General features: G+C 62.2%; 15 protein-coding genes and 1 pseudogene. 8 read left to right on the top strand and 8 right to left on the bottom strand.

Annotated features, from left to right (window positions below):
- Positions 1-388: 388 nt before the first annotated feature.
- A complete protein-coding gene (locus tag FHT75_RS02165; RefSeq protein ID WP_063474556.1) occupies positions 389-1276 on the top strand; it encodes a hypothetical protein in 888 nt (295 codons plus the stop codon).
- Between the two features lie 3 nt (positions 1277-1279).
- Here the strand turns inward: FHT75_RS02165 and FHT75_RS02160 are convergent, their stop codons facing one another.
- The gene (locus FHT75_RS02160; protein ID WP_028758328.1) at positions 1280-1735 is read right to left on the bottom strand and encodes a GatB/YqeY domain-containing protein; all 456 of its coding nucleotides are present in this window, start codon (positions 1733-1735) and stop codon (positions 1280-1282) included.
- 269 nt (positions 1736-2004) lie between these two features.
- Here FHT75_RS02160 and carA point away from each other — a divergent pair, with 269 nt between their 5' ends.
- Together carA and FHT75_RS02150 are read left to right on the top strand one after the other, a co-directional pair.
- The gene (gene carA / locus FHT75_RS02155; protein ID WP_063474696.1) at positions 2005-3210 is read left to right on the top strand and encodes a glutamine-hydrolyzing carbamoyl-phosphate synthase small subunit; all 1206 of its coding nucleotides are present in this window, start codon (positions 2005-2007) and stop codon (positions 3208-3210) included.
- A 129-nt stretch (positions 3211-3339) separates the two neighbouring features.
- A complete protein-coding gene (locus FHT75_RS02150; RefSeq protein WP_063474555.1) occupies positions 3340-3660 on the top strand; it encodes an antibiotic biosynthesis monooxygenase family protein in 321 nt (106 codons plus the stop codon).
- Positions 3661-3677: 17 nt separating this feature from the next.
- Here the strand turns inward: FHT75_RS02150 and FHT75_RS02145 are convergent, their stop codons facing one another.
- Both FHT75_RS02145 and FHT75_RS02140 read right to left on the bottom strand, forming a co-directional pair.
- The gene (locus FHT75_RS02145; protein ID WP_047611097.1) at positions 3678-5081 is read right to left on the bottom strand and encodes an MATE family efflux transporter; all 1404 of its coding nucleotides are present in this window, start codon (positions 5079-5081) and stop codon (positions 3678-3680) included.
- Between the two features lie 142 nt (positions 5082-5223).
- Complete coding sequence (locus FHT75_RS02140; protein ID WP_063474554.1) at positions 5224-6468, bottom strand: TCR/Tet family MFS transporter; 1245 nt, start codon at positions 6466-6468, stop codon at positions 5224-5226.
- A gap of 406 nt (positions 6469-6874) precedes the next feature.
- Here FHT75_RS02140 and FHT75_RS02135 point away from each other — a divergent pair, with 406 nt between their 5' ends.
- A complete protein-coding gene (locus FHT75_RS02135) occupies positions 6875-7870 on the top strand; it encodes an aldo/keto reductase (protein ID WP_063474553.1) in 996 nt (331 codons plus the stop codon).
- A gap of 58 nt (positions 7871-7928) precedes the next feature.
- Here the strand turns inward: FHT75_RS02135 and FHT75_RS02130 are convergent, their stop codons facing one another.
- The gene (locus tag FHT75_RS02130) at positions 7929-8849 is read right to left on the bottom strand and encodes a neutral zinc metallopeptidase (protein ID WP_028759077.1); all 921 of its coding nucleotides are present in this window, start codon (positions 8847-8849) and stop codon (positions 7929-7931) included.
- Positions 8850-8927: 78 nt separating this feature from the next.
- Positions 8928-9458: a DUF2306 domain-containing protein gene (locus FHT75_RS02125; RefSeq protein WP_063474552.1), complete on the bottom strand. Its 531-nt coding sequence runs from the start codon at positions 9456-9458 to the stop codon at positions 8928-8930.
- A gap of 47 nt (positions 9459-9505) precedes the next feature.
- Between FHT75_RS02125 and FHT75_RS02120 the strand changes: the two genes are divergently transcribed.
- Both FHT75_RS02120 and carB read left to right on the top strand, forming a co-directional pair.
- Entirely contained in the window at positions 9506-10282 is a 777-nt protein-coding gene (locus tag FHT75_RS02120; protein WP_183844620.1) for a LytTR family DNA-binding domain-containing protein, read from the top strand.
- Positions 10283-10555: 273 nt separating this feature from the next.
- Positions 10556-14044: a carbamoyl-phosphate synthase large subunit gene (carB, locus tag FHT75_RS02115; protein ID WP_047614239.1), complete on the top strand. Its 3489-nt coding sequence runs from the start codon at positions 10556-10558 to the stop codon at positions 14042-14044.
- Between the two features lie 60 nt (positions 14045-14104).
- On the opposite strand, the pseudogene FHT75_RS02110 reads toward carB, so the two are convergent.
- Together FHT75_RS02110 and FHT75_RS02105 are read right to left on the bottom strand one after the other, a co-directional pair.
- Positions 14105-15558 (bottom strand): annotated as a pseudogene (locus FHT75_RS02110) (UdgX family uracil-DNA binding protein).
- Complete coding sequence (locus tag FHT75_RS02105) at positions 15558-16790, bottom strand: putative DNA modification/repair radical SAM protein (RefSeq protein WP_063474550.1); 1233 nt, start codon at positions 16788-16790, stop codon at positions 15558-15560. Before FHT75_RS02105 ends, FHT75_RS02110 begins: the two are co-directional and overlap by 1 nt.
- 270 nt (positions 16791-17060) lie before the next feature.
- Between FHT75_RS02105 and greA the strand changes: the two genes are divergently transcribed.
- Positions 17061-17537 (top strand): transcription elongation factor GreA, encoded by a 477-nt coding sequence (gene greA, locus FHT75_RS02100; protein ID WP_017965278.1) that lies wholly within the window; start codon positions 17061-17063, stop codon positions 17535-17537.
- A gap of 27 nt (positions 17538-17564) precedes the next feature.
- Positions 17565-18623 (top strand): glycosyltransferase family 4 protein, encoded by a 1059-nt coding sequence (locus FHT75_RS02095; protein WP_082849685.1) that lies wholly within the window; start codon positions 17565-17567, stop codon positions 18621-18623.
- Positions 18624-18696: 73 nt separating this feature from the next.
- Here FHT75_RS02095 and FHT75_RS02090 read toward each other — a convergent pair whose 3' ends face one another.
- Positions 18697-20031: a dicarboxylate/amino acid:cation symporter gene (locus FHT75_RS02090; protein ID WP_047611120.1), complete on the bottom strand. Its 1335-nt coding sequence runs from the start codon at positions 20029-20031 to the stop codon at positions 18697-18699.
- Between the last annotated feature and the right edge of the window lie 68 nt (positions 20032-20099).

Here is a 20099-nt window from a genome sequence, read left to right as displayed (position 1 = left end):
CCCCGTCTTACAGCCTACTGCCCGGCCTCCGCTTTGATGCCCCCCAAACCGCCGTTTTCGCCAATCATTATTTTTTTGTAATTTGAATAAGCAGCCAGCCCGCAATAGGTTCGATCTCAACAAAGCGATCCCCGAGCGAAGCACCATCCCTACCCCCGGCGCCGCTTCGCAAGGGTGCCTTTGCAAATACCCTCCGGTTTGGGCCTCGGTCCTGCGTTGCCGGCGGAAGCAAAGAGCAAGAAGGCAGGAGCGCCCCCAGCTCCTGCCTTCTTAAATTTTGGCTCGCCTTGCGACAACTCTCCCTTTGAAATTAACCGCTTATTGACAAAACCGTTGACAGGCGGTGCTGGCATGAAAGATGTATGCGCCGAACTCCTGGACCTCTCCAATGGCTTTTACCGCGGAAAATCTTGCAGCAGACGATCGATTTTTCGCTGCGATCCTGCAGTGCGCCGATCAGATGCTCGCCATCTATCGCGAGAGCCCGCGCATCGCCTCGATCTTCGCCGCGCAGCAGCGCTGGCTGATGGCCCATGCCGGTTTCGCCCTTCACTACGGTCATCCCGACGGCGGCAAGAGCGGCCTCTATTCCGGCCGCTTCATCGATTTCGCGGTCAAGAACGATATCGCCAGCCGCAACACGGCCGCAGCCTTCATGCAGGAAATGCTGGCCTATCGCTTCCTGCGACCGGTTCCCGGCCCCGACAAGCGCACACGCTACCTGGAGCCGACCGAAATCGCCGAGCAGCATTTCACCCGTTGGCTCGTCACCCATATGATGATCCTCGATAGCCTCGACGGCGGTGAGCGCGCCGACAAGATCACTGCCGATCCCTCGGCGATGATGGCAGCGATCCAGCCGCTGATCGCCAAGGCGATCATCGGGAGTGAAGCGGTGCGCAATCCAGGCCCGACCTTCAACCTCTTCAACTGGGCAAATTCCGGCGGACTGGTGATGGACTACCTGATCTCGCGCCTTCCGGAATTTCCCCGGACGGCCGACCGCGTCGTTCTCGGCCCTCTGTCGCTCAGGGAACTGCGCGAACAGTTCATGATCTCCAACACCCATCTGAAGCGGCTACTGACGCAGGCGGCGACCATGGAAAGCGTCGGCTGGACAGAACTCTCCCGCAAGGGCGACTTCTGGCTGTCGGGCCACTTCATCCGCGAATATTGGAATTATCAGGCGGCGAAATTCGCCATCGTCGATGCCGCCGCCGAAGCGGTGCTCGGGCCTGCGGTCCGTGACGAGCCGCAGGCACGACGCGTTATCTGAAACTTATCCGTTCAACAATTCCTTGACGGTCGCCGAGGCCTTGGCGAAATCCATCTGGCCGGCATAACGCTCCTTCAGCGCTGCCATCACCTTGCCCATATCCTTGGCGCCCGCGGCACCCGTCTCGGCGATGATCGCCGAGACGTTGGCGCGCACTTCACTGTCGGAAAGCTGCTTCGGCATGAAATCCTGAATGACGGTGATTTCGGCGCGCTCCTTGGCGGCAAGCTCCGGCCGGGAATTCTCCTCGTAGATCTTTGCCGATTCGTCGCGCTGCTTCACCATCTTGGCGAGAATCTGCAGGATCTCGTCGTCGCTCGCCTGCTCCTTGCCGGTGCCGCGATTGGCGATATCGCGGTCCTTGACCGCGGCCTGAATCAGCCGGACGGTGGAAAGCCGCTCCGCATTCTTGGCCTTCATCGCCTCTTTCAGCTGGGTGGCGAGTTGATCGCGCAGCATGGTCTTCACTCCTGTTTTGATGCCGCTTCATAAACCACGCTGATGCGGCGGATCAAATAAATTGCGCGATCAGGGAGATAAAGCGCAGGAAAACGGCGGCAATCTCGGCTACAAAGATTGACGCTAAGCGATTGCGTGGCTATTTACCGCCACCTGCACCAAAATTCGTGATCAGGCCTGAAGCGCGCGGCATTGCCGTGTCCACACGCCTGCGAGATCAAATGGCGACGAGCGCGGCAACGCGCCCACCTGCCGGAAACGGGATGAAGATGACCGCGACAGCACCCTGGACAATCGAAAAGCCGACCGCCCTGCTCGTTCTTGCCGACGGCACGGTCATCGAAGGCAAGGGCATCGGCGCCACCGGCAAAGTGCCGGCCGAAGTGGTCTTCAACACGGCGCTGACCGGCTATGAGGAGATCCTGACGGACCCCTCCTATCTCGGCCAGATCGTCACCTTCACCTTCCCGCATATCGGCAATATCGGCACCAACGAGGAAGACATCGAGGATCTGACGCCGGCCGCCCGGCACGGCGCCGTCGGCGTCATCTTCAAGGCCGACATCACCGACCCTTCGAACTACCGCGCCGCCAAGCACCTCGACCAATGGCTGAAGGCACGCGGCGTCATCGGCCTCTGCGGCATCGACACGCGCGCGCTGACAGCCTGGATCCGCGAGAACGGCGCCCCGAACGCGGTGATCGCCCACGATCCTAACGGCGTCTTCGACATCGAGACGCTGAAGGCCGAAGCCAAAGCCTGGAGCGGCCTCGAAGGTCTCGACCTTGCCAAGATCGCCTCGTCGGGCCAGTCCTCGCAGTGGACCGAAACGCCGTGGGTCTGGAACGAAGGTTACGGTGAACTCAAGGCTGCGGACGCCAAATTCCACGTCGTCTGCCTCGATTACGGCGTCAAGCGCAACATCCTGCGCCTGTTTGCCGGCCTCGACTGCAAGGTGACCGTCATGCCGGCCACAACGAGCGCCGAAGACGTCCTCGCCATGCAGCCGGACGGCATCTTCCTGTCGAACGGCCCGGGCGATCCGGCGGCAACCGGCGAATATGCCGTGCCTGTCATCAAGACGCTGATCAAGACCGACATCCCGGTTTTCGGCATCTGCCTCGGCCACCAGATGCTGGGTCTCGCACTCGGCGCAAAGACCGAGAAGATGCATCAGGGCCATCACGGCGCCAACCACCCCGTCAAGGACCACACGACGGGCAAGGTCGAGATCGTCTCGATGAACCATGGCTTCGCGGTCGACTCGAAGTCGCTGCCTGATGGCGTTGAAGAGACTCACATTTCGCTTTTTGACGGCACCAATTGCGGCCTGCGCGTGCTCGGCAAGCAGGTCTTTTCCGTCCAGCATCATCCGGAAGCTTCTCCCGGCCCGCAGGACAGCCACTATCTCTTCCGCCGCTTCATCAACATGGTGCGCGAAAAGAAGGGCGAATCGGCACTCGCCGAACGCTGATTTCAAGCCACAGCGATTTCCGATGAAGGCTCGCCCAGGCGGGCCTTTTTCTTTATCCGCCCCTTGACCTCAGCTTAAGTTGAGGAATTACAGATCTGCCTGCAAACATCTGATGCAGGAGAAAACTGGATGAGCGGAGCTTTCTACAGGATAGACAAGTTCGTCGTGCCGGCAGCGGCGCGAGAGGAATTTCTCGTCAAAGTGATGATGACCCACAAGCTGTTGGAGGCGCAGGACGGTTTCATCGATCACAGGGTGCTGGAACAGGTCGCCGGCCCAGGCGAATTCAATTTCGTCACGATCGCCGAATGGGAAAATACGGAGGTCGTCGAGCGCGCGGGGGCGGCCGTTGCAGCGGCCCATAGGGTCGCCCATTTCGATCCGCAGGAAATGTTTGCACGTCTCGGCATTCGCGCCGATATCGCCAGTTACAAGCCCGTCGCGGCCTGACGGCAGAGGCGGACGGCTCAGGCGTGGGCCAGCTCCGCCTCCCGGCGAAGGAGAAGGTAGAAGCGCGCACAGAGCATGACGGCGGCGGCTGCCAGCCCGACGAGGAAGCCGAACCAGATGCCGATACCGCCGAAACCCAGCGGGAAGGCAAAGGCCCAGGCCAGGAAGAAGCCGATCGGCCAGTAAGCGATCAACGCCATGATCATCGGTACGCGCGCGTCCTTGAGACCGCGCAGCAATCCATTGGCGATCACCTGCAGCCCGTCGACGAGCTGGAAAAGCCCGGCAACGACGATCAGCGGCCCGGCATAGGCAAGCACCTCCGGCGCTTCGGGCGAGTTCACGTCGAGGAACCAGCTGCCGAGGAATTGCGGCATGGTGGCAAAGAGTACCGAGCCCACCGCCGAAATGGCGCAGGCGAGGATGAGCACCATGATCGAAGCCCGCACCAGCCCCTGATGGTCGCCCTGCCCGTGCGCGACGCCGACGCGCACCGTCGCCGCCTGGCTGAGGCCGAGCGGGATCATGAATGCGATCGACGCCCATTGCAGGGCAATGCCGTGAGCCGCAAGCTCGATGGTGCCGATATAGCCCATCAGCAGCGAGGCCACCGTGAACAGGCTGACTTCGGCAAGGATGGTGACGCTGATCGGGAAACCAAGCCGGATGACCTCCAGCAGCGCATGCCAGTCGGGTTTCCAGAACCGCACGAAGATCTCGTAGCGCCGGGTCTCTTCCCGCCGCTGCACGAAAGCCAGGATGAAGAGGAAGCCTGCCGTCTGCACGACGACCGAAACGATCGCAGCGCCCTCGAGCCCCATTGCCGGAAAGCCGAAATGGCCGAGCACGAGCATATAGGCGAAGATCGCATTCATCACCAGCGTGGCGATGGTGACGTTGAGGATGATGCCCGCCTTGCCGATGGCGCTGACCAGCGCCCGCATGACGTTGAAGAGCAGCGCCGGCAGCACGCCGAACTGGCCGATCATGATGTAGCCGTGGGCGAGTTTGGCCACCTCGGGCTTCTGCTGTGCGAAGAGAAGGACCTGCTCCGAATTGAAGAAGGCCGGCTGCATGATTACCCAGTACCCGATCACCACCCACAGACCCATGCGCAGCGACCGGCGCACCGAGACAACGTCGCCGCGGCCGTAGGCCTGCGCCACCATCGGAATGACGGCGATGGCAAAGCCCGAGCCGAAGATCAGGATCGTGAACAGGAACTGCGCCGCAAGCACCATCGCCGCCAGATGCTCGGCGCCGAGCCGGCCGACGATCATCACGTCGGTGGTGTTGATGCCGAGCTGGGCAAGCTGCGCGCCGATCAGCGGAATGCCGAGCGCCAGCGTTGCACGGAAATGTGCGCCCCAACGATTATCGGTTGTCGGCGCAAGTCTGCGCGCGTCGATCGGCGTGTCCATGACACCAGTCCTGTGATTGAAATATGCGTCGCCGCAGCTTGCGGCGAAATAACATCCGGACTTAGAGCAAAGCCCCGCAAAGAACTACCCCAGATGAGGCAGATGATGAAAAATTCATCATCGCATCAGCGTTTCTGATCGATCAACCTGCCGCTTCCAGTGCCTCGGCCGGTTCACGGACCCGAACCCGCATGAGGAACACGCCGGCGGCCACCAGGATGAACAGGGCAGCGGTCAAATAGGGCGCCCCGGCGAAGGTGACCGGCGCCTCGGGCCGCGTGAAATAACCGAACATCTGCGTGAAGATCAGCGGCCCAAGGATGGTCGTGATGCTGCTGAGGCTGGTCAGCGCGCCTTGCAACTCGCCTTGCGCCGAGGGCGGCACCTTGCCGGCGGCGATGCTGCGCAGCGGCGGATCGGCGACGTTTTCCATGACGGTCGCAACGATGATGACATAGACGACCCAGCCCTCCCAGGCGAAGGCATAGCCGGTGAGCCCGACGGCCGAGAAGCAGAGGCCGAGAAGAGCGGTCTTCCACTCGCCGAGTACCGGCACGATCCGCGGCAGAACCAGCCCCATGACGATCACCGCGCCGATGCCATAAATGCCGAGCGACAGGCCGATCTGTCCCTCGCTCCAGCCGTAACGATAGGTCGAGACGAACGACCAGACCGAGGGATAGACGGCATGCGCCAGGAAAAACAGGAACATGACGAGGCTGACCCAGCCGATGCCGGGATAATGGCGCATCTGGCGCAACGCGCCGAGCGGATTGGCGCGTTTCCATTCGAACCGGCGGCGGTTCTTCGCCGCCAGCGTTTCCGGCAGCAGGAAGCAGGCGGCGATGAAATTGATGAGCGATAGCGCGGCCGCGCCGAGGAACGGCACACGCGGGCCGAATTCGCCGAGGAAGCCGCCGACGACGGGGCCGATGGTGAAGCCGACGCCGAACGCAATGCCGATCAGCCCGAAATTCTTCGCCCGGTTCTCCTCGGTGCTGATATCGGCGATATAGGCCGAGCAGGTGGCGAAGCTGCCGCCGCTGATGCCGGCAAGCACGCGGCCGACGAACAGCATCCAGAAGCTGGTAGCGATGCCGCAGATGAAATTGTCGATCGCAAAGGTCAGCACCGAAAGCAAAAGGATCGGACGACGGCCGAAACGGTCGGACAGGTTTCCGAGCAGCGGCGCGAACAGGAATTGCATGCCGGCATAGACGAGCATCAGCCAGCCGCCGTCGATCGCCGCATCGCTGACGCTGCCGCCGGTCAACTGCTCCAGATAGGCGGGCAGCACCGGCATGATGATGGCGATGCCGATAATGTCGAGGAAGAGGATGATGAAGACCAGGAAAAGGCCGCGGCGAACGAATTTGGGGTCCAGCATGAGGCATCTCTACAGCGGTTGGTTCTGAAAAGACGATCTCATCGCCGAGAAAGTGACATAGCTCAGAAAGGAAACCGAAACAATCCGTGAACATTTCAAAGTTTTTGATAATGCCAGGCGGGAAGTTCATGAGATGCCTCAACCGGAGGGCGCGCGCTGCCGTTCCAGCTTCAGGAGATCGAGAGCCGCCCAGCCGATCGCCGGGCGTTCCCTTGCAATCGCTGCGACGGCTTCCAGATCACCAGAGAACACCGGTAAAAAGACTGGTCATTGTGCATTTCGCCGTACAGCCCGTCCTGTGCCGCCCGATTATCGCCCGCATGCGAAAGCGGTAGAACGGCATCGAGGACGCCCCCGGCGCGGATACCCGATTGCGCCGCGTGGCGCAAACTGATGGAGAAGACAAATGCAGACTTATCGTTTAGGAAAGACCGGACCCGATGTCTCGGCCATCGGTCTCGGCTGCATGGGCATGTCGGGCATGTACGGCCCCTCGGATCGCGCAGAAAGCATCGCGACGATCCATGCCGCGCTCGATGCCGGCATCAACCTGCTCGACACCGGCGATTTCTACGGCATGGGCCACAATGAAATGCTGATCGGCGAGGCATTGAAAGGCCGCAGGCGCGAGAGCGCCGTCATCAGCGTCAAGTTCGGCGGCCTGCGCGATCCCGTCGGCGGCTGGAACGGCATCGATGCCCGCCCGGTCGCGGTGAAGAACTTCCTCAGCTACACGCTGCAGCGCCTCGGTGTCGACTATATCGACATCTACCGCCCGGCCCGCCTCGATCCGAAGGTGCCGATCGAGGACACGGTCGGCGCCATCGCCGACATGGTCAAGGCAGGTTATGTCAGGCATATCGGCCTGTCGGAGGTCGGTGCCGATACGATCCGCCGCGCCGCCACTGTTGCCCCGATCGTCGACCTGCAGATCGAATATTCGCTGATCTCGCGCGGCATCGAGGAGAAGATCCTGCCGACGACACGCGAACTCGGCATCTCGATCACCGCCTACGGCGTGCTCTCGCGCGGCCTGATCAGCGGCCACTGGCAGAAGGGCCAGGGTGCGACGGCCGGCGATTTCCGTGCCTACAGCCCGCGCTTCCAGGAAGGCAATATCGAACAAAACCTCGCTCTGGTGGAGAAGCTGCGCGAGATCGCCGAGGCAAAGAGCGTCTCGGTCGCCCAGATCGCCATCGCCTGGGTCGCCGCCAAGGGCAAGGATATCGTCCCGATCATCGGCGCCCGCCGCCGCGACCGGCTGAGCGAGGCGCTCGGCTCACGCGCGGTCGACCTGTCACCAGACGATTTCGCCGCCATCGAACGCGCCGTGCCGAAGGATGCGGCTGCAGGTGGGCGTTATCCCGAACATATGCTGCAGGATATGGACAGCGAGAAGTAAGCAAAAGGATTGAAACGGCTGCGTGGGCGCGTGCTACGCGCCTCTACCTCTCACCCTCTCAGATCGGCCCGGAAAACGTATCGCAGGCCGACAGCTGGCCGCTGTCGAAACCGCGCTTGAACCATTTGACGCGCTGCGCCGAGGTGCCGTGGTTGAAGCTTTCGGGGACGACGTAGCCCTGCGACCGTTTCTGCAGCGTGTCGTCGCCGATCTGCTGGGCAGCGTTCAGCGCTTCCTCCAGGTCGCCGGACTCCAAGAGGCCCTTCTGCTGGGTATATTTGCCCCAGATGCCGGCAAAGCAATCGGCCTGCAACTCGACGCGCACCGACATCTTGTTGGCTTCCTCCTCGCTCATGCGCTGGCGGGCCTGATTGAATTTCGGCAGGATGCCGAGCAGGTTCTGCACATGATGGCCCACCTCGTGGGCAACGACATAGGCCTCGGCAAAATCGCCCGACGCGCCGAACCGGTCGGAAAGCTCCTGGAAGAATTCGGTGTCGAGATAGACCTTGTGATCGCCAGGGCAGTAGAACGGCCCGGTAGCCGATGATGCGGAGCCGCAGGCCGATGCGGTCGAACCCGAGAACAGCACGAGGCGCGGCTCCTCGTAATTCTGGCCCTGCGCCTGGAAGATGCCCTGCCAGGTATCCTCGGTCTCGGCAAGAACGGTGCGCATGAAAGCGGTCATCTCGTCATTGGCAGGCGTGCGCGTTCCGCCCGACTGGCTCTGCTCGTAGCCGGGGCCGGTCGTCACGCCGCCGGTGTCGAGCACCTGCAACAGGTCGATGCCCATCATCTTGAAGATGAAATAGATGACGACGAGGAAGATGATCGTGCCGATACTGAGGCCGCCGCCGGCACGGCGAACGCCCCCGCCGGACGGAAAATTGAAGCCGCCCCCGCGGCCGAAACCTCCGCCGCCCGGATCACCGCGGCGATCCTCGACATTGTCGGACTGACGCCGGCCTCTCCATTCCATCTTCGCTCTCCCCGGCAATGCCCCGTGCTTGCACTCAAGGAATCTATATATCCGTCAGCGGCCGGAATTCCAGCGGCTTCATCGGGCCATCAGGCGCCCGCGCCGGCGACGATGCGCGATTGCGGCCAGGATCGAGCCGATCACCGCCGCGGCAAGGGCCGCCGGCCATTGCCCGCCGGTGAAGACGACCGCATGCATGATCCGGCCGGGCACGAAAGTAAACAGGCCGGCAAGAACGATGCCGCCGAAATAAAGACCGGCGACGATGCGCCTGTGAAGACGGATATCGCCGCGACGAGCCGCCGCGATCGCATTCCAGCTGCCGAACAATGTTGCGATGGACAGAAGATGGATCGGGCTGAACCCGTAGAAAAGATCGAGCTCATGAATGAAGAAGCTCGATATCGCCGTCACGACCATCAGCGCCATCCAGATCCTGCCGAACAGCCGGTGGCGCGGCGTGCCTTTGGGGCGCAGGAGGATATAGGCGCCGAGAAGTGCTGCCGGCGTAACGACGGCGACATGGATCTGGACGGCAAGCGGGGCGTCGAGGAGCGGTTCGAGGGTCATGGGCGGCATCCGGTTGAATTCGATCCGTCTTTCCGCCAAGACTGCATCTGCCTCAATCCGAACCGCGCGAACGGCAGGAAAACTTCGTGATTCACCCCTTCTTGCAATCCACGCTTCGCGAATTGCAGGTCTTTCTCCATTCCCGGCGCTTCTGGGGAACCTTTGCCGCGATCGTCCTGCTCTTTGCCGTCACCGGCCCCTACGGCACGATGGAAAGCATGGCCTTCGGCGAACGCCTCGCCTACTGGCTGACCCTGCATGCCCTTGCCTGGGCGATCGCCATTCTCTGCGCGGTCATCGCCGAAAGACTGTTGCGGGAGGTGGTCGCTTCGATGTTTGCCCGCAAGATGGCCGGTTCGCTCATAGCCGCCCTGCCGATCGGTTTTGCCATCGGCCTCGTCGACTACGCCTTCACCGGTGAAGCGACTACGCTGGAAAGCGGCCTCTACCGCGCGCTCTTCGCCATCCCTCTCTGCGCTCTTTTCTGCCTTCTGACTTACATGGCGATGAGCCAGAAAATCGCCGAAGCCGCAGTTCCTGAGGAAACCAGCCCCCGCCTCTCGATCCTCGATCGGCTGAAGCCTGACAATCGTGGCCCTCTGCTGCGCCTTTCCGTCCAGGATCACTATACCGAGGTGGTGACCAGCCGCGGGCGCGAACTGCTGCTCCTGCGTTTCGCCGACGCGCTGAAGGAAACCGCCGCGACGCCTGGTCTTCGTGTCCATCGCTCGCATTGGGTGGCCGACGCCCATGTCGAAAGCCTGAAACGCGACAATGGCAGGCTGCTGATCCTCACCCGTGACGGCACGCAAATCCCGGTCAGCCGCAGTTATGCCGAGGACGTGCGCCGCCGCTTCACCTAAGGAAGACGCACGGCGCCGCAGGCCCCTGGCGGGACTCCCGCTTTCGCTCGTCCCGAAGCAAGGCTAGGGATTCCGGCTGCTCGTCGGGCCGGACGCTAAATAGCCGTTCGCGCCGTGTTGGATTCCTGTCGATTCCGCGATTTATGGGGTTCCGTTTGCAAATACATTTGCCTATAAGCCGCTTCTAGCCTGAAAAGACCCTCAATGCGCGACCCGACCCGGTGATCTCCCACCCTGGCCGGCTTTTTGCGCAGCTAGAAATGGATATCGCCCATGCCGAAGCGCCAAGACATCAAATCGATCCTCATCATCGGCGCGGGACCGATCGTCATTGGCCAGGCTTGCGAGTTCGACTATTCCGGCACCCAGGCCTGCAAGGCGCTGAAGGAGGAAGGCTACCGCGTCATCCTCGTCAACTCCAACCCGGCGACGATCATGACCGATCCGGGCCTTGCCGACGCCACCTATGTCGAACCGATTACCCCCGAGGTCGTCGCCAAGATCATTGCCAAGGAGCGCCCGGATGCGCTGCTGCCGACCATGGGCGGCCAGACGGCGCTGAACACCGCGCTTTCGCTGAAGCGCATGGGCGTGCTCGATCGCTACAATGTCGAGATGATCGGCGCCAAGCCCGCCGCCATCGACATGGCCGAAGACCGCGCGCTGTTTCGCGAGGCGATGGCCCGTATCGGCCTGGAAACGCCGCGTTCGATGCTGGCCAACGCCACCGACATCAAGGACCTCGACCGCAAGACGCACGAGGCCGAGCGCAACAAGCTGCGCGAAAGCCTGTCCGGATCCGAGCTCGACAAGGCGCTGGACGAACTGGAAAACCAGTGGAACCTCGGCGAGAGCGACCGCAAGCAGCGTTACATGAGCCATGCCATGGCGATCGCGGCCCAGGCCATCGATCATGTCGGCCTGCCCGCCATCATCCGCCCCTCCTTCACGCTCGGCGGCACCGGCGGCGGCATCGCCTACAACCGCTCGGAATTCTTCGAGATCGTCGGCGGCGGCCTCGACGCCTCGCCGACCACCGAAGTGCTGGTCGAGGAATCGGTGCTTGGCTGGAAGGAATATGAAATGGAGGTCGTCCGCGACAAGGCGGACAACTGCATCATCATCTGCTCGATCGAAAACATCGATCCGATGGGCGTCCATACCGGCGATTCGATCACCGTCGCGCCGGCGCTGACGCTGACCGACAAGGAATACCAGATCATGCGCAACGCCTCGATTGCGGTGCTGCGCGAGATCGGCGTCGAAACCGGCGGCTCGAACGTCCAGTTCGCCGTCAATCCGAAGGACGGCCGTCTCGTCGTCATCGAAATGAACCCGCGCGTCTCGCGCTCGTCGGCGCTCGCCTCCAAGGCCACCGGCTTCCCGATCGCCAAGATTGCCGCCAAGCTCGCGATCGGCTATACACTCGACGAGCTGGAAAACGACATCACCGGCGGCGCAACGCCTGCCTCATTCGAACCGTCGATCGACTACGTCGTCACCAAGATCCCGCGTTTCGCCTTCGAGAAATTCCCCGGCGCTTCGCCGGTGCTGACGACGGCGATGAAGTCGGTCGGCGAAGTCATGGCGATCGGCCGCACCTTCGCCGAATCACTGCAGAAGGCGCTGCGCGGCCTCGAAACCGGCCTGACCGGCCTCGACGAAATCGAAATTCCTGATTTCGAGGAAGGTGAATCCAGCCAGAACGCCATCCGCGCCGCCATCGGCACGCCGACGCCGGACCGTCTGCGCATGGTCGCCCAGGCGCTGCGCCAGGGCCTCAGCATCGAAGAGGTGCATGAAGGCTGCAAGATCGACCCGTGGTTCCTCGCTGAGCTCAAGAACATCGTCGACATGGAAGCCCGCATCCGCGAGCACGGCCTGCCGGAGGATGCCACCAACCTGCGCATGCTGAAGGCCATGGGCTTCTCCGACGCCCGCCTGGCGACGCTGACCGGCAAACGCCCGAAGGAAGTCGCCGAACTGCGCAACGGCCTGAACGTCCGGCCGGTCTTCAAGCGCATCGATACTTGTGCCGCCGAATTCGCTTCGCCGACCGCCTATATGTATTCAACCTACGAGACGCCCTTCGCCGGCGCCGCCCGCTCCGAGGCCGAAGTCTCCGACCGCAAGAAGGTCGTCATTCTCGGCGGTGGCCCGAACCGTATCGGCCAGGGCATCGAGTTCGACTATTGCTGCTGCCATGCCGCCTTCGCGCTGAAGGATGCCGGTTATGAAGCGATCATGATCAACTGCAATCCCGAAACCGTCTCGACCGATTACGACACGTCGGACCGCCTCTATTTCGAGCCGCTGACCGCCGAGGACGTGATCGAGATCCTGCGCGCCGAGCAGGAAAAGGGCGAAGTCGTCGGCGTCATCGTCCAGTTCGGCGGCCAGACGCCGCTGAAGCTTGCCGAGGCGCTGGAAAAGAACGGCATTCCGATCCTCGGCACCGCGCCTGACATGATCGACCTTGCCGAAGACCGCGACCGCTTCCAGAAGCTCCTGATGAAGCTCGATCTCAACCAGCCGAACAACGGCATCGCCTATTCGGTCGAGCAGGCCCGCCTGGTCGCGGCCGAAATCGGCTTCCCGCTGGTCGTGCGCCCGTCCTACGTGCTCGGCGGCCGCGCCATGCAGATCCTGCATTCTGAGGGCCAGTTGCAGAGCTACTTGCTCGACACGGTTCCGGAACTGGTGCCTGAAGATATCAAGCAGCGCTATCCCAACGACAAGACCGGCCAGATCAACACCCTGCTCGGCAAGAACCCGCTGCTCTTCGACAGCTATCTCTCTCATGCGATCGAAGTCGACGTCGACTGCCTCTCCGACGGCACCGACGTCTATGTCGCCGGTATTATGGAGCATATCGAGGAAGCTGGCATCCATTCCGGCGACAGCGCCTGCTCGCTGCCGCCGCGCTCGCTGCCCGTCGAACTGATCGACGAGCTGGAGCGCCAGGCCAAGGCGATGGCCAAGGCGCTCAATGTCGGCGGCCTGATGAACGTCCAGTTCGCCATCAAGGACGGCATCGTCTACGTTCTCGAGGTCAATCCGCGCGCCTCGCGTACCGTGCCCTTCGTCGCCAAGACCATCGGCGCGCCGATCGCCAAGATCGCCGCCCGCGTCATGGCCGGCGAGAAACTCGACGCGACCTTCGCCGCCTACGGCGAAAAGCCCGATCCGCGCAAGCTGAAGCACATCGCCGTCAAGGAAGCCGTCTTCCCCTTCGCCCGTTTCCCCGGCGTCGACACCCTGCTCGGCCCGGAAATGCGCTCGACCGGCGAAGTCATCGGCCTCGACACCGATTTCGCCCTTGCCTTCGCCAAGTCGCAGCTCGGCGCCGGCGTCGAGCTGCCGCGTGACGGGACGGTCTTCGTCTCAGTGCGCGACGAGGACAAGCCGCGCGTGCTGCCGGCGATCCGCATCCTTGTCGAGCAGGGCTTCAAGGTGCTGGCGACCGGCGGCACCGCCCGCTTCCTCGGCGAAAACGGCATCACCGCCACCAAGATCAACAAGGTGCTGGAAGGCCGTCCGCACATCGAGGACGCAATCCGCAACCGCCAGGTCCAGCTTGTCATCAACACCACCGACGGCAACAAGGCGATCTCGGACTCCAAGTCGCTGCGCCGTGCAACGCTGATGCAGAAGGTGCCCTATTATACGACGATGGCAGGTGCCGAGGCCGCCGCCCAGGCGATCAAGGCGCTGAAGGCCGGCAATCTCGAAGTGCGGCCGCTGCAGAGCTACTTCGCCTGAGATAGGGCAGCATCACCGCTCGATGAGCGGTGATGCACACCTCGAAGCTCCGGAATCGATTTATCCAGCCGCTGCCATAAGCCGCTGGATTTTCGCCATATCTTCGCGAAACCGCGCCAGCTCCTCGGCTTTCAGCCGCTCGTCGGGAATACGCAGCAGATAGGAAGGATGCACCGTCACGAAGAGCGTTCGCCTGTCGTCGATCGCAATGGCTTTCCCCCTGACATCCTGCAACCGCTGCTTCGCATCGGTCAGCGCCGCCAGCGCCGTCGCTCCCATGGCAACGATGAGCTTCGGTTTGACCAGCGTCATCTCCAGATCGAGCCACCAGCGGCAATGCTTCACCTCGCCCATATTGGGCTTCTGGTGGATACGACGCTTGCCGCGCGGCTCATATTTGAAATGCTTGACGGCATTGGTGACATAGAGCCGCGAGCGGTCGATGCCCGCTTCTGCGATCACCTGATCCAGCAGCCGGCCGGCCGGACCGACGAAGGGACGCCCTGATATATCCTCCTGGTCGCCTGGCTGCTCGCCGACGAACATCACCTCGGCATCGCGTGGCCCCTCCCGAATACGGTTTGCGTCGCCGTCGCATGCAGCGGACAGCGGGTACAGACGGCAGCGTCCGCGCGCAGCGCTTCCAGCGTGCCCGCCGGCGCTTCGGGCACGACAGGAATATTGCGCGCGGCCTCCTGCAAGCGATCGTGGAAGGGCAGTGACTGCGTCGCCTCCCGTGCGGCCATGGCCCGCACCTTCCTCTCCGCCGAGGCGATCAGCCCGGGGATGAGATCGGCTTCCGGCAGGTTCTTCCAGTATTTTTTCGGCATCTCCGACTGCATCGCCTTCAGCTTCAATCGCGCTGGGTTGAAGATACTGGCGTAATAGGTGCGCCATAGTTCATCGGTGGCATCGGTGAGATTGGGCTTTTCACACGGCGCGTCGTTTAGCATCAGCCGCTCGCCGTCCCAGGCGGCTGACCCTTTGGGCGTGGCGATCAGCCAGTCCATGTCGGTGAAGCGTCGTTGGAAGAAGGGCGCTGTGCGCCTGACGATATGGTGGTCCGGCTCGAACCAGGCGAGGAATTTCCGACGGTCTGCCGATACCGCACCCACTTCCTTGAAGCGGACGAAAGCCGTCATCTTGTGCGCGTCGCGTCGAACGTTTTTCGCCATCAGCCTGGCACGGACAACGTCCTCGTCGGAGGCCACTTCGAGCAGCTGCCGGTCCAGCTGCAGCCGCCAGAGCAACCGGTAAAGCAGGGAAAACCGCACCGGATCGGAATGGCAGAGAACGGTCTCGGCAAGATCGATGAAGGCGGTCGGCACCGTCATCGGCTTGCGTGCCATGATCGGCGCCGGCGGCATGGCGTCGCGCTGAAAAGCGAGATCGGCCTCTTCATCTTTTTCGCGCCAATCGATCTCTTCAGGCGATATGCCGGCGGCAGCAAAGGCCCGCGCGGCATCACGCCATTCGGCAAGATCCCCGCGTCCTGCCAGCACGACCCGGCGCATCACAGCAACGACAATTGTTCAGGTTGCGGCTCGAACATGGCGCGAAGGTCGGGGCGGTCGATCAGACGGCGCGGCGACCAGCCTTCCGCTGAAATAAAGGACTGGACCTTCTTGATCGAAATGCCGAGCCGCTGGAGATCGTCGATCCGCAGGCGGCGAAAACGGCGAGCCCAAACGATCGCTTTGACGGTCTTGGTGCCGAGACCGGGCACGCGCAGCAACCGCTCGCGCTCGGCTTTGTTGATATCGACAGGAAATTCGGCCCTGTTGGCGAGCGCCCAGGCAAGTTTCGGGTCGAGGGTGAGATCGAGCATGCCTCCCGCCTGGTTCGCGGTGATCTCATCGATGCCGAAACCGTAGAATCGGTAGAGCCAGTCGGCCTGATAAAGCCGGTGTTCACGCATCAGCGGCGGCTTGATCAGCGGCAGGTTTTTCGACGAATCCGGGATCGGGCTGAAGGCGGAATAATAGACGCGCTTCAGGCCATAGCTGCTGTAAAGCCGGCCGCTGGTGGCAAGGATCGTCGCGTCGTTGGCGCCATCGGCGCCGACGATCATCTGCGTGCTCTGACCGGCCGGCACAAAACGCTGACGCTTCTTCGTCCGCAGCGTCGGCTCGCCGGCGGCCTCGATCTTCAGCCTCAGATCCCCCATCGATCGCCTTATATTGGCGGGCTTCTTTTCCGGCGCGAAACGGGTAATGCCGCTATCCGTTGGCAACTCGATATTGAGGGACAACCTGTCGGCATGAAGCCCCGCCTCCTCGATCAGATGCGGTGATGCTTCAGGGATCGACTTCAGATGGATATAGCCGCGAAAATTATGCGTCACACGCAGTTCGCGGACGACGCGAACCATCTGTTCCATCGTGTAATCGGACGAACGAATGATGCCGGAAGAAAGAAACAGGCCCTCGATATAATTGCGGCGATAGAATTCCAGTGTCAGCCAGATGACCTCTTCAGGCGTAAAGCGCGCCCGTTCGACATTGCTCGACGAGCGATTGACGCAATAGGCGCAGTCGTAGATGCAGAAATTGGTCAGCAGTATTTTCAGCAGCGAAATGCACCGTCCATCCGGCGCATAGGCATGACAAATGCCGGATCCCTCGGTCGAACCGAGGCCGCCGCTTGCGTGAGAATCACGTTTCACCGTGCCGCTGGAAGCGCAGGAAGCGTCATATTTCGCAGCATCGGAAAGGATGGCCAAGCGTTCTGTTAGCGACTTCTTCATTAGTATGTTCACTATATGTTCTTATATGCAAAGTCAATGGGAGCGACGTCACCTTTGCCCATTTTTCAGGCGCGCCACCGGATGCCGCGGTGGGTTGCGTTTCGTTTATGCGAATTTTCTGGAAATCGGCCTTGGCGATCTGCTATAAGCACGTAACTAGGATTGTGGCACGGTTCCGAAGCTCCCCTTCGGGACCTGTTTTCTTTTGTGTCTGCGGCTGATTGCTCGAAAAGCACGGACGAGCGGATACAAGGAGTGAAGGACAGAAAAATGGTTGAAAAGGTACCGATGACACAGGGTGGTTTCGTCAAGCTGCAGGAAGAGCTGCGCTGGCGTCAGCAGGAGGAGCGCCCCCGAATCATCGAGGCGATCGCCGAAGCCCGTGCTCATGGCGACCTTTCCGAAAACGCCGAATATCACGCCGCCAAGGAAGCCCAGAGCCATAATGAAGGCCGCATCAGCGAACTGGAAGACCTGACGGCGCGTGCCGAGGTCATCGACCTCACGAAGATGTCGGGCGACAAGATCAAGTTCGGCGCCAAGGTGAAGCTCGTCGACGAGGACACCGAGGAAGAAAAGACTTATCAGATCGTTGGCGACCAGGAAGCCGACGTCAAGGCCGGCCGCATCTCCATCTCTTCGCCGATCGCCCGTGCGCTGATCGGCAAGGAAGTCGGCGACTCCATCGAGGTCAATGCGCCGGGCGGCTCCAAGGCCTACGAAATCCTCCAGGTTTCCTGGGGCTGATCGCCCGCCAGCCGCGAGACCTATCCCTTGCCCGATATGCGTGACGTCGAGATCATCGCGCCCAATTTCAAGCGCCGGCTCTCCGGCGTCACGTCGACCATTGTTCAGCTCATTCCCTGCCAGATCCGGCTCGGCATAAAGATCGCAACCCTTGGCCCCGGCCTGCCGGAAGGCCTGCCGAAACTGAGGTGGCGCCAGCTTCTTGGCCTCTGGCGCCCGCCGGCACGCCGGCGCCAGCGTGTCTGGCACGCGCGCCGCAACAACGAGATGGCCGTCGGCATCCTGCTTCGCCATCTCATGCGCATGCCGCTGAAGCTGCTCTTCACCTCGGCTGCCCAACGCCGCCACACCGCCTATACGAAATGGCTGATCCGCCGCATGGACGCCGTCATCGCGACCAGCGACCGTTCCGGCTCGTTCCTCGAGGTGCCGCACACGGTCATCCAGCACGGCGTCGACCTTGCCCTCTTTCATCCGCCGGAAACGGCAGAGGACGGCATCGCCGCCACCGGCCTGCCCGGACGCCATCTTATCGGCTGTTTCGGCCGCGTGCGCCACCAGAAGGGCACCGATCTTTTCGTCAAAGCGATGATCGAACTGCTGCCGCAGAATCCGGAATGGACAGCGATCGTCTCCGGCCGCGTGACGGCGGAGCATGCGGCATTCGGTGACAAGCTCAAGGCCGATGTCGCCGCCGCCGGGCTTAGCGACCGTATCCTCTTTCTCGGCGAAGTGCCCGATATCAAGATCTGGTATCGCCGCCTGACGCTTTACGTCGCGCCCTCCCGCAACGAGGGCTTCGGCCTGACGCCGCTTGAAGCCATGGCTTCGCGCACCGCGGTGGTGGCATCGGATGCGGGCGCCTACGCCGAGCTCATCGTTGAGGGCGAGACGGGTTCGGTCGTTGCCGCCGGCGATGGCGAGGCGCTGACGCGGGCAATCGCGCCCTATATCACCGATCCCGCCTTGGCGATTGCGCATGGCGAAAATGCGCTGCGGCATGTCAGGGCGAATTTCGCGCTGGAGAAGGAAGCAGGCGCGATCGCCGCCGTTTACAACAGCCTGCTCGGCGACAACCGCGGCTGAAGCAGAAAAGAGAAACGGCCCGCTGAAGAACGGGCCGCTGCAGGATTTTCAAGACTGTGAACGTCCTGGCCGATTACTCGGCCGGCTGGAGCCCGGCAGCCGGAGCGTCCTCGCTTGTCTGGCCGTCCAGCGCCGCGGCCAGCTGCGCCGTATCCAGCTCATTTTCCCAGCGTGCCACGACGATCGTTGCAACCGCATTGCCGACAAGGTTGGTCAGCGCCCGGCATTCCGACATGAAACGATCGATGCCGAGGATGAGCGCCATGCCGGCGACCGGTACGGAGGGGACGACGGAGAGCGTCGCTGCCAGGGTGATGAAGCCGGCGCCGGTGATGCCTGCGGCACCCTTGGAGCTCAGCATCGCCACCAGGAGCAGCAGGATCTGGTCACCCCAGGAGAGATGGATGCCGGTTGCCTGGGCAATGAAGAGTGCAGCCAGCGTCATGTAGATGTTGGTGCCGTCGAGATTGAAGGAATAGCCTGTGGGGATGACGAGGCCGACGACCGAGCGCTTGCAGCCGGCCTTTTCCATCTTGTTCATCAGGCCCGGAAGCGCCGCCTCCGAAGACGAGGTGCCGAGAACCAGCAGCAGCTCTTCCTTGATGTAGCGCAACAGCGCCACGATCGAGAAGCCGTTGTAGCGGGCGACGGCGCCGAGAACGATGAAGACGAAGAGCAGAGAGGTGACGTAGAAGGTGCCGATCAGCATGGCGAGGTTGGCGATCGATCCGACGCCGTACTTGCCGATGGTGAATGCCATGGCGCCGAAGGCGCCGATCGGGGCAGCCTTCATGAGGATGGCGACGAGCTTGAAGACGGGAGCCGTCAGGGAATTCAGGAAATTGACGACCTGCTCGCCCTTTTCGCCGACCATGGCGAGCGCGATGCCGAAGAGCACCGAGAAGAACAGGACCTGCAGAATATCGCCATCGGCAAAGGCGCCGACAATCGTCGTCGGGATGATATTGGTGAGGAAGCCGACGATGCTCTGCTCATGCGCCTTGGCGGCAAAGGTGGCGACGGCGGCCGGATCCAGCGAGGCCGGATCGATGTTCATGCCGGCGCCAGGCTGGACGACGTTGGCGACGATCAGGCCGATGATGAGCGCCAATGTCGAGAAGGTCAGGAAGTACAGCATCGCCTTGCCGGCGACACGGCCAACCTTCTGCAGATCGCTCATGCCGGCAATGCCGGTCGCGACGGTCAGGAAGATGACCGGGGCGATGATCATCTTGACGAGCTTGATGAAGGCATCGCCGAGCGGCTTCAGCTGGGTGCCGAGTTCGGGGTAGAAATGGCCGAGAAGGATACCCGCAGCAATGGCCACGAGAACCTGAACGTAAAGATGGCTATAAAAGGGCTTCTTGCCCTTGCTGCCTGCGACTGCATCGAGTGGTGCTGCGATCATGATGTCCTCCTAATGGCTCGCCCGGAACGAACTCCGGCCTCCCGAGCCGTTCGCTTCAAATCCAACAG

Origin of the sequence: Rhizobium sp. BK112 (genome assembly GCF_014193215.1) — a bacterium.
Classification (GTDB): Bacteria; Pseudomonadota; Alphaproteobacteria; order Rhizobiales; family Rhizobiaceae; genus Rhizobium; species Rhizobium anhuiense.
The sequence above is the reverse complement of the archived record's forward strand: the minus strand, read 5'-3'. Positions and strand labels throughout refer to the sequence as shown.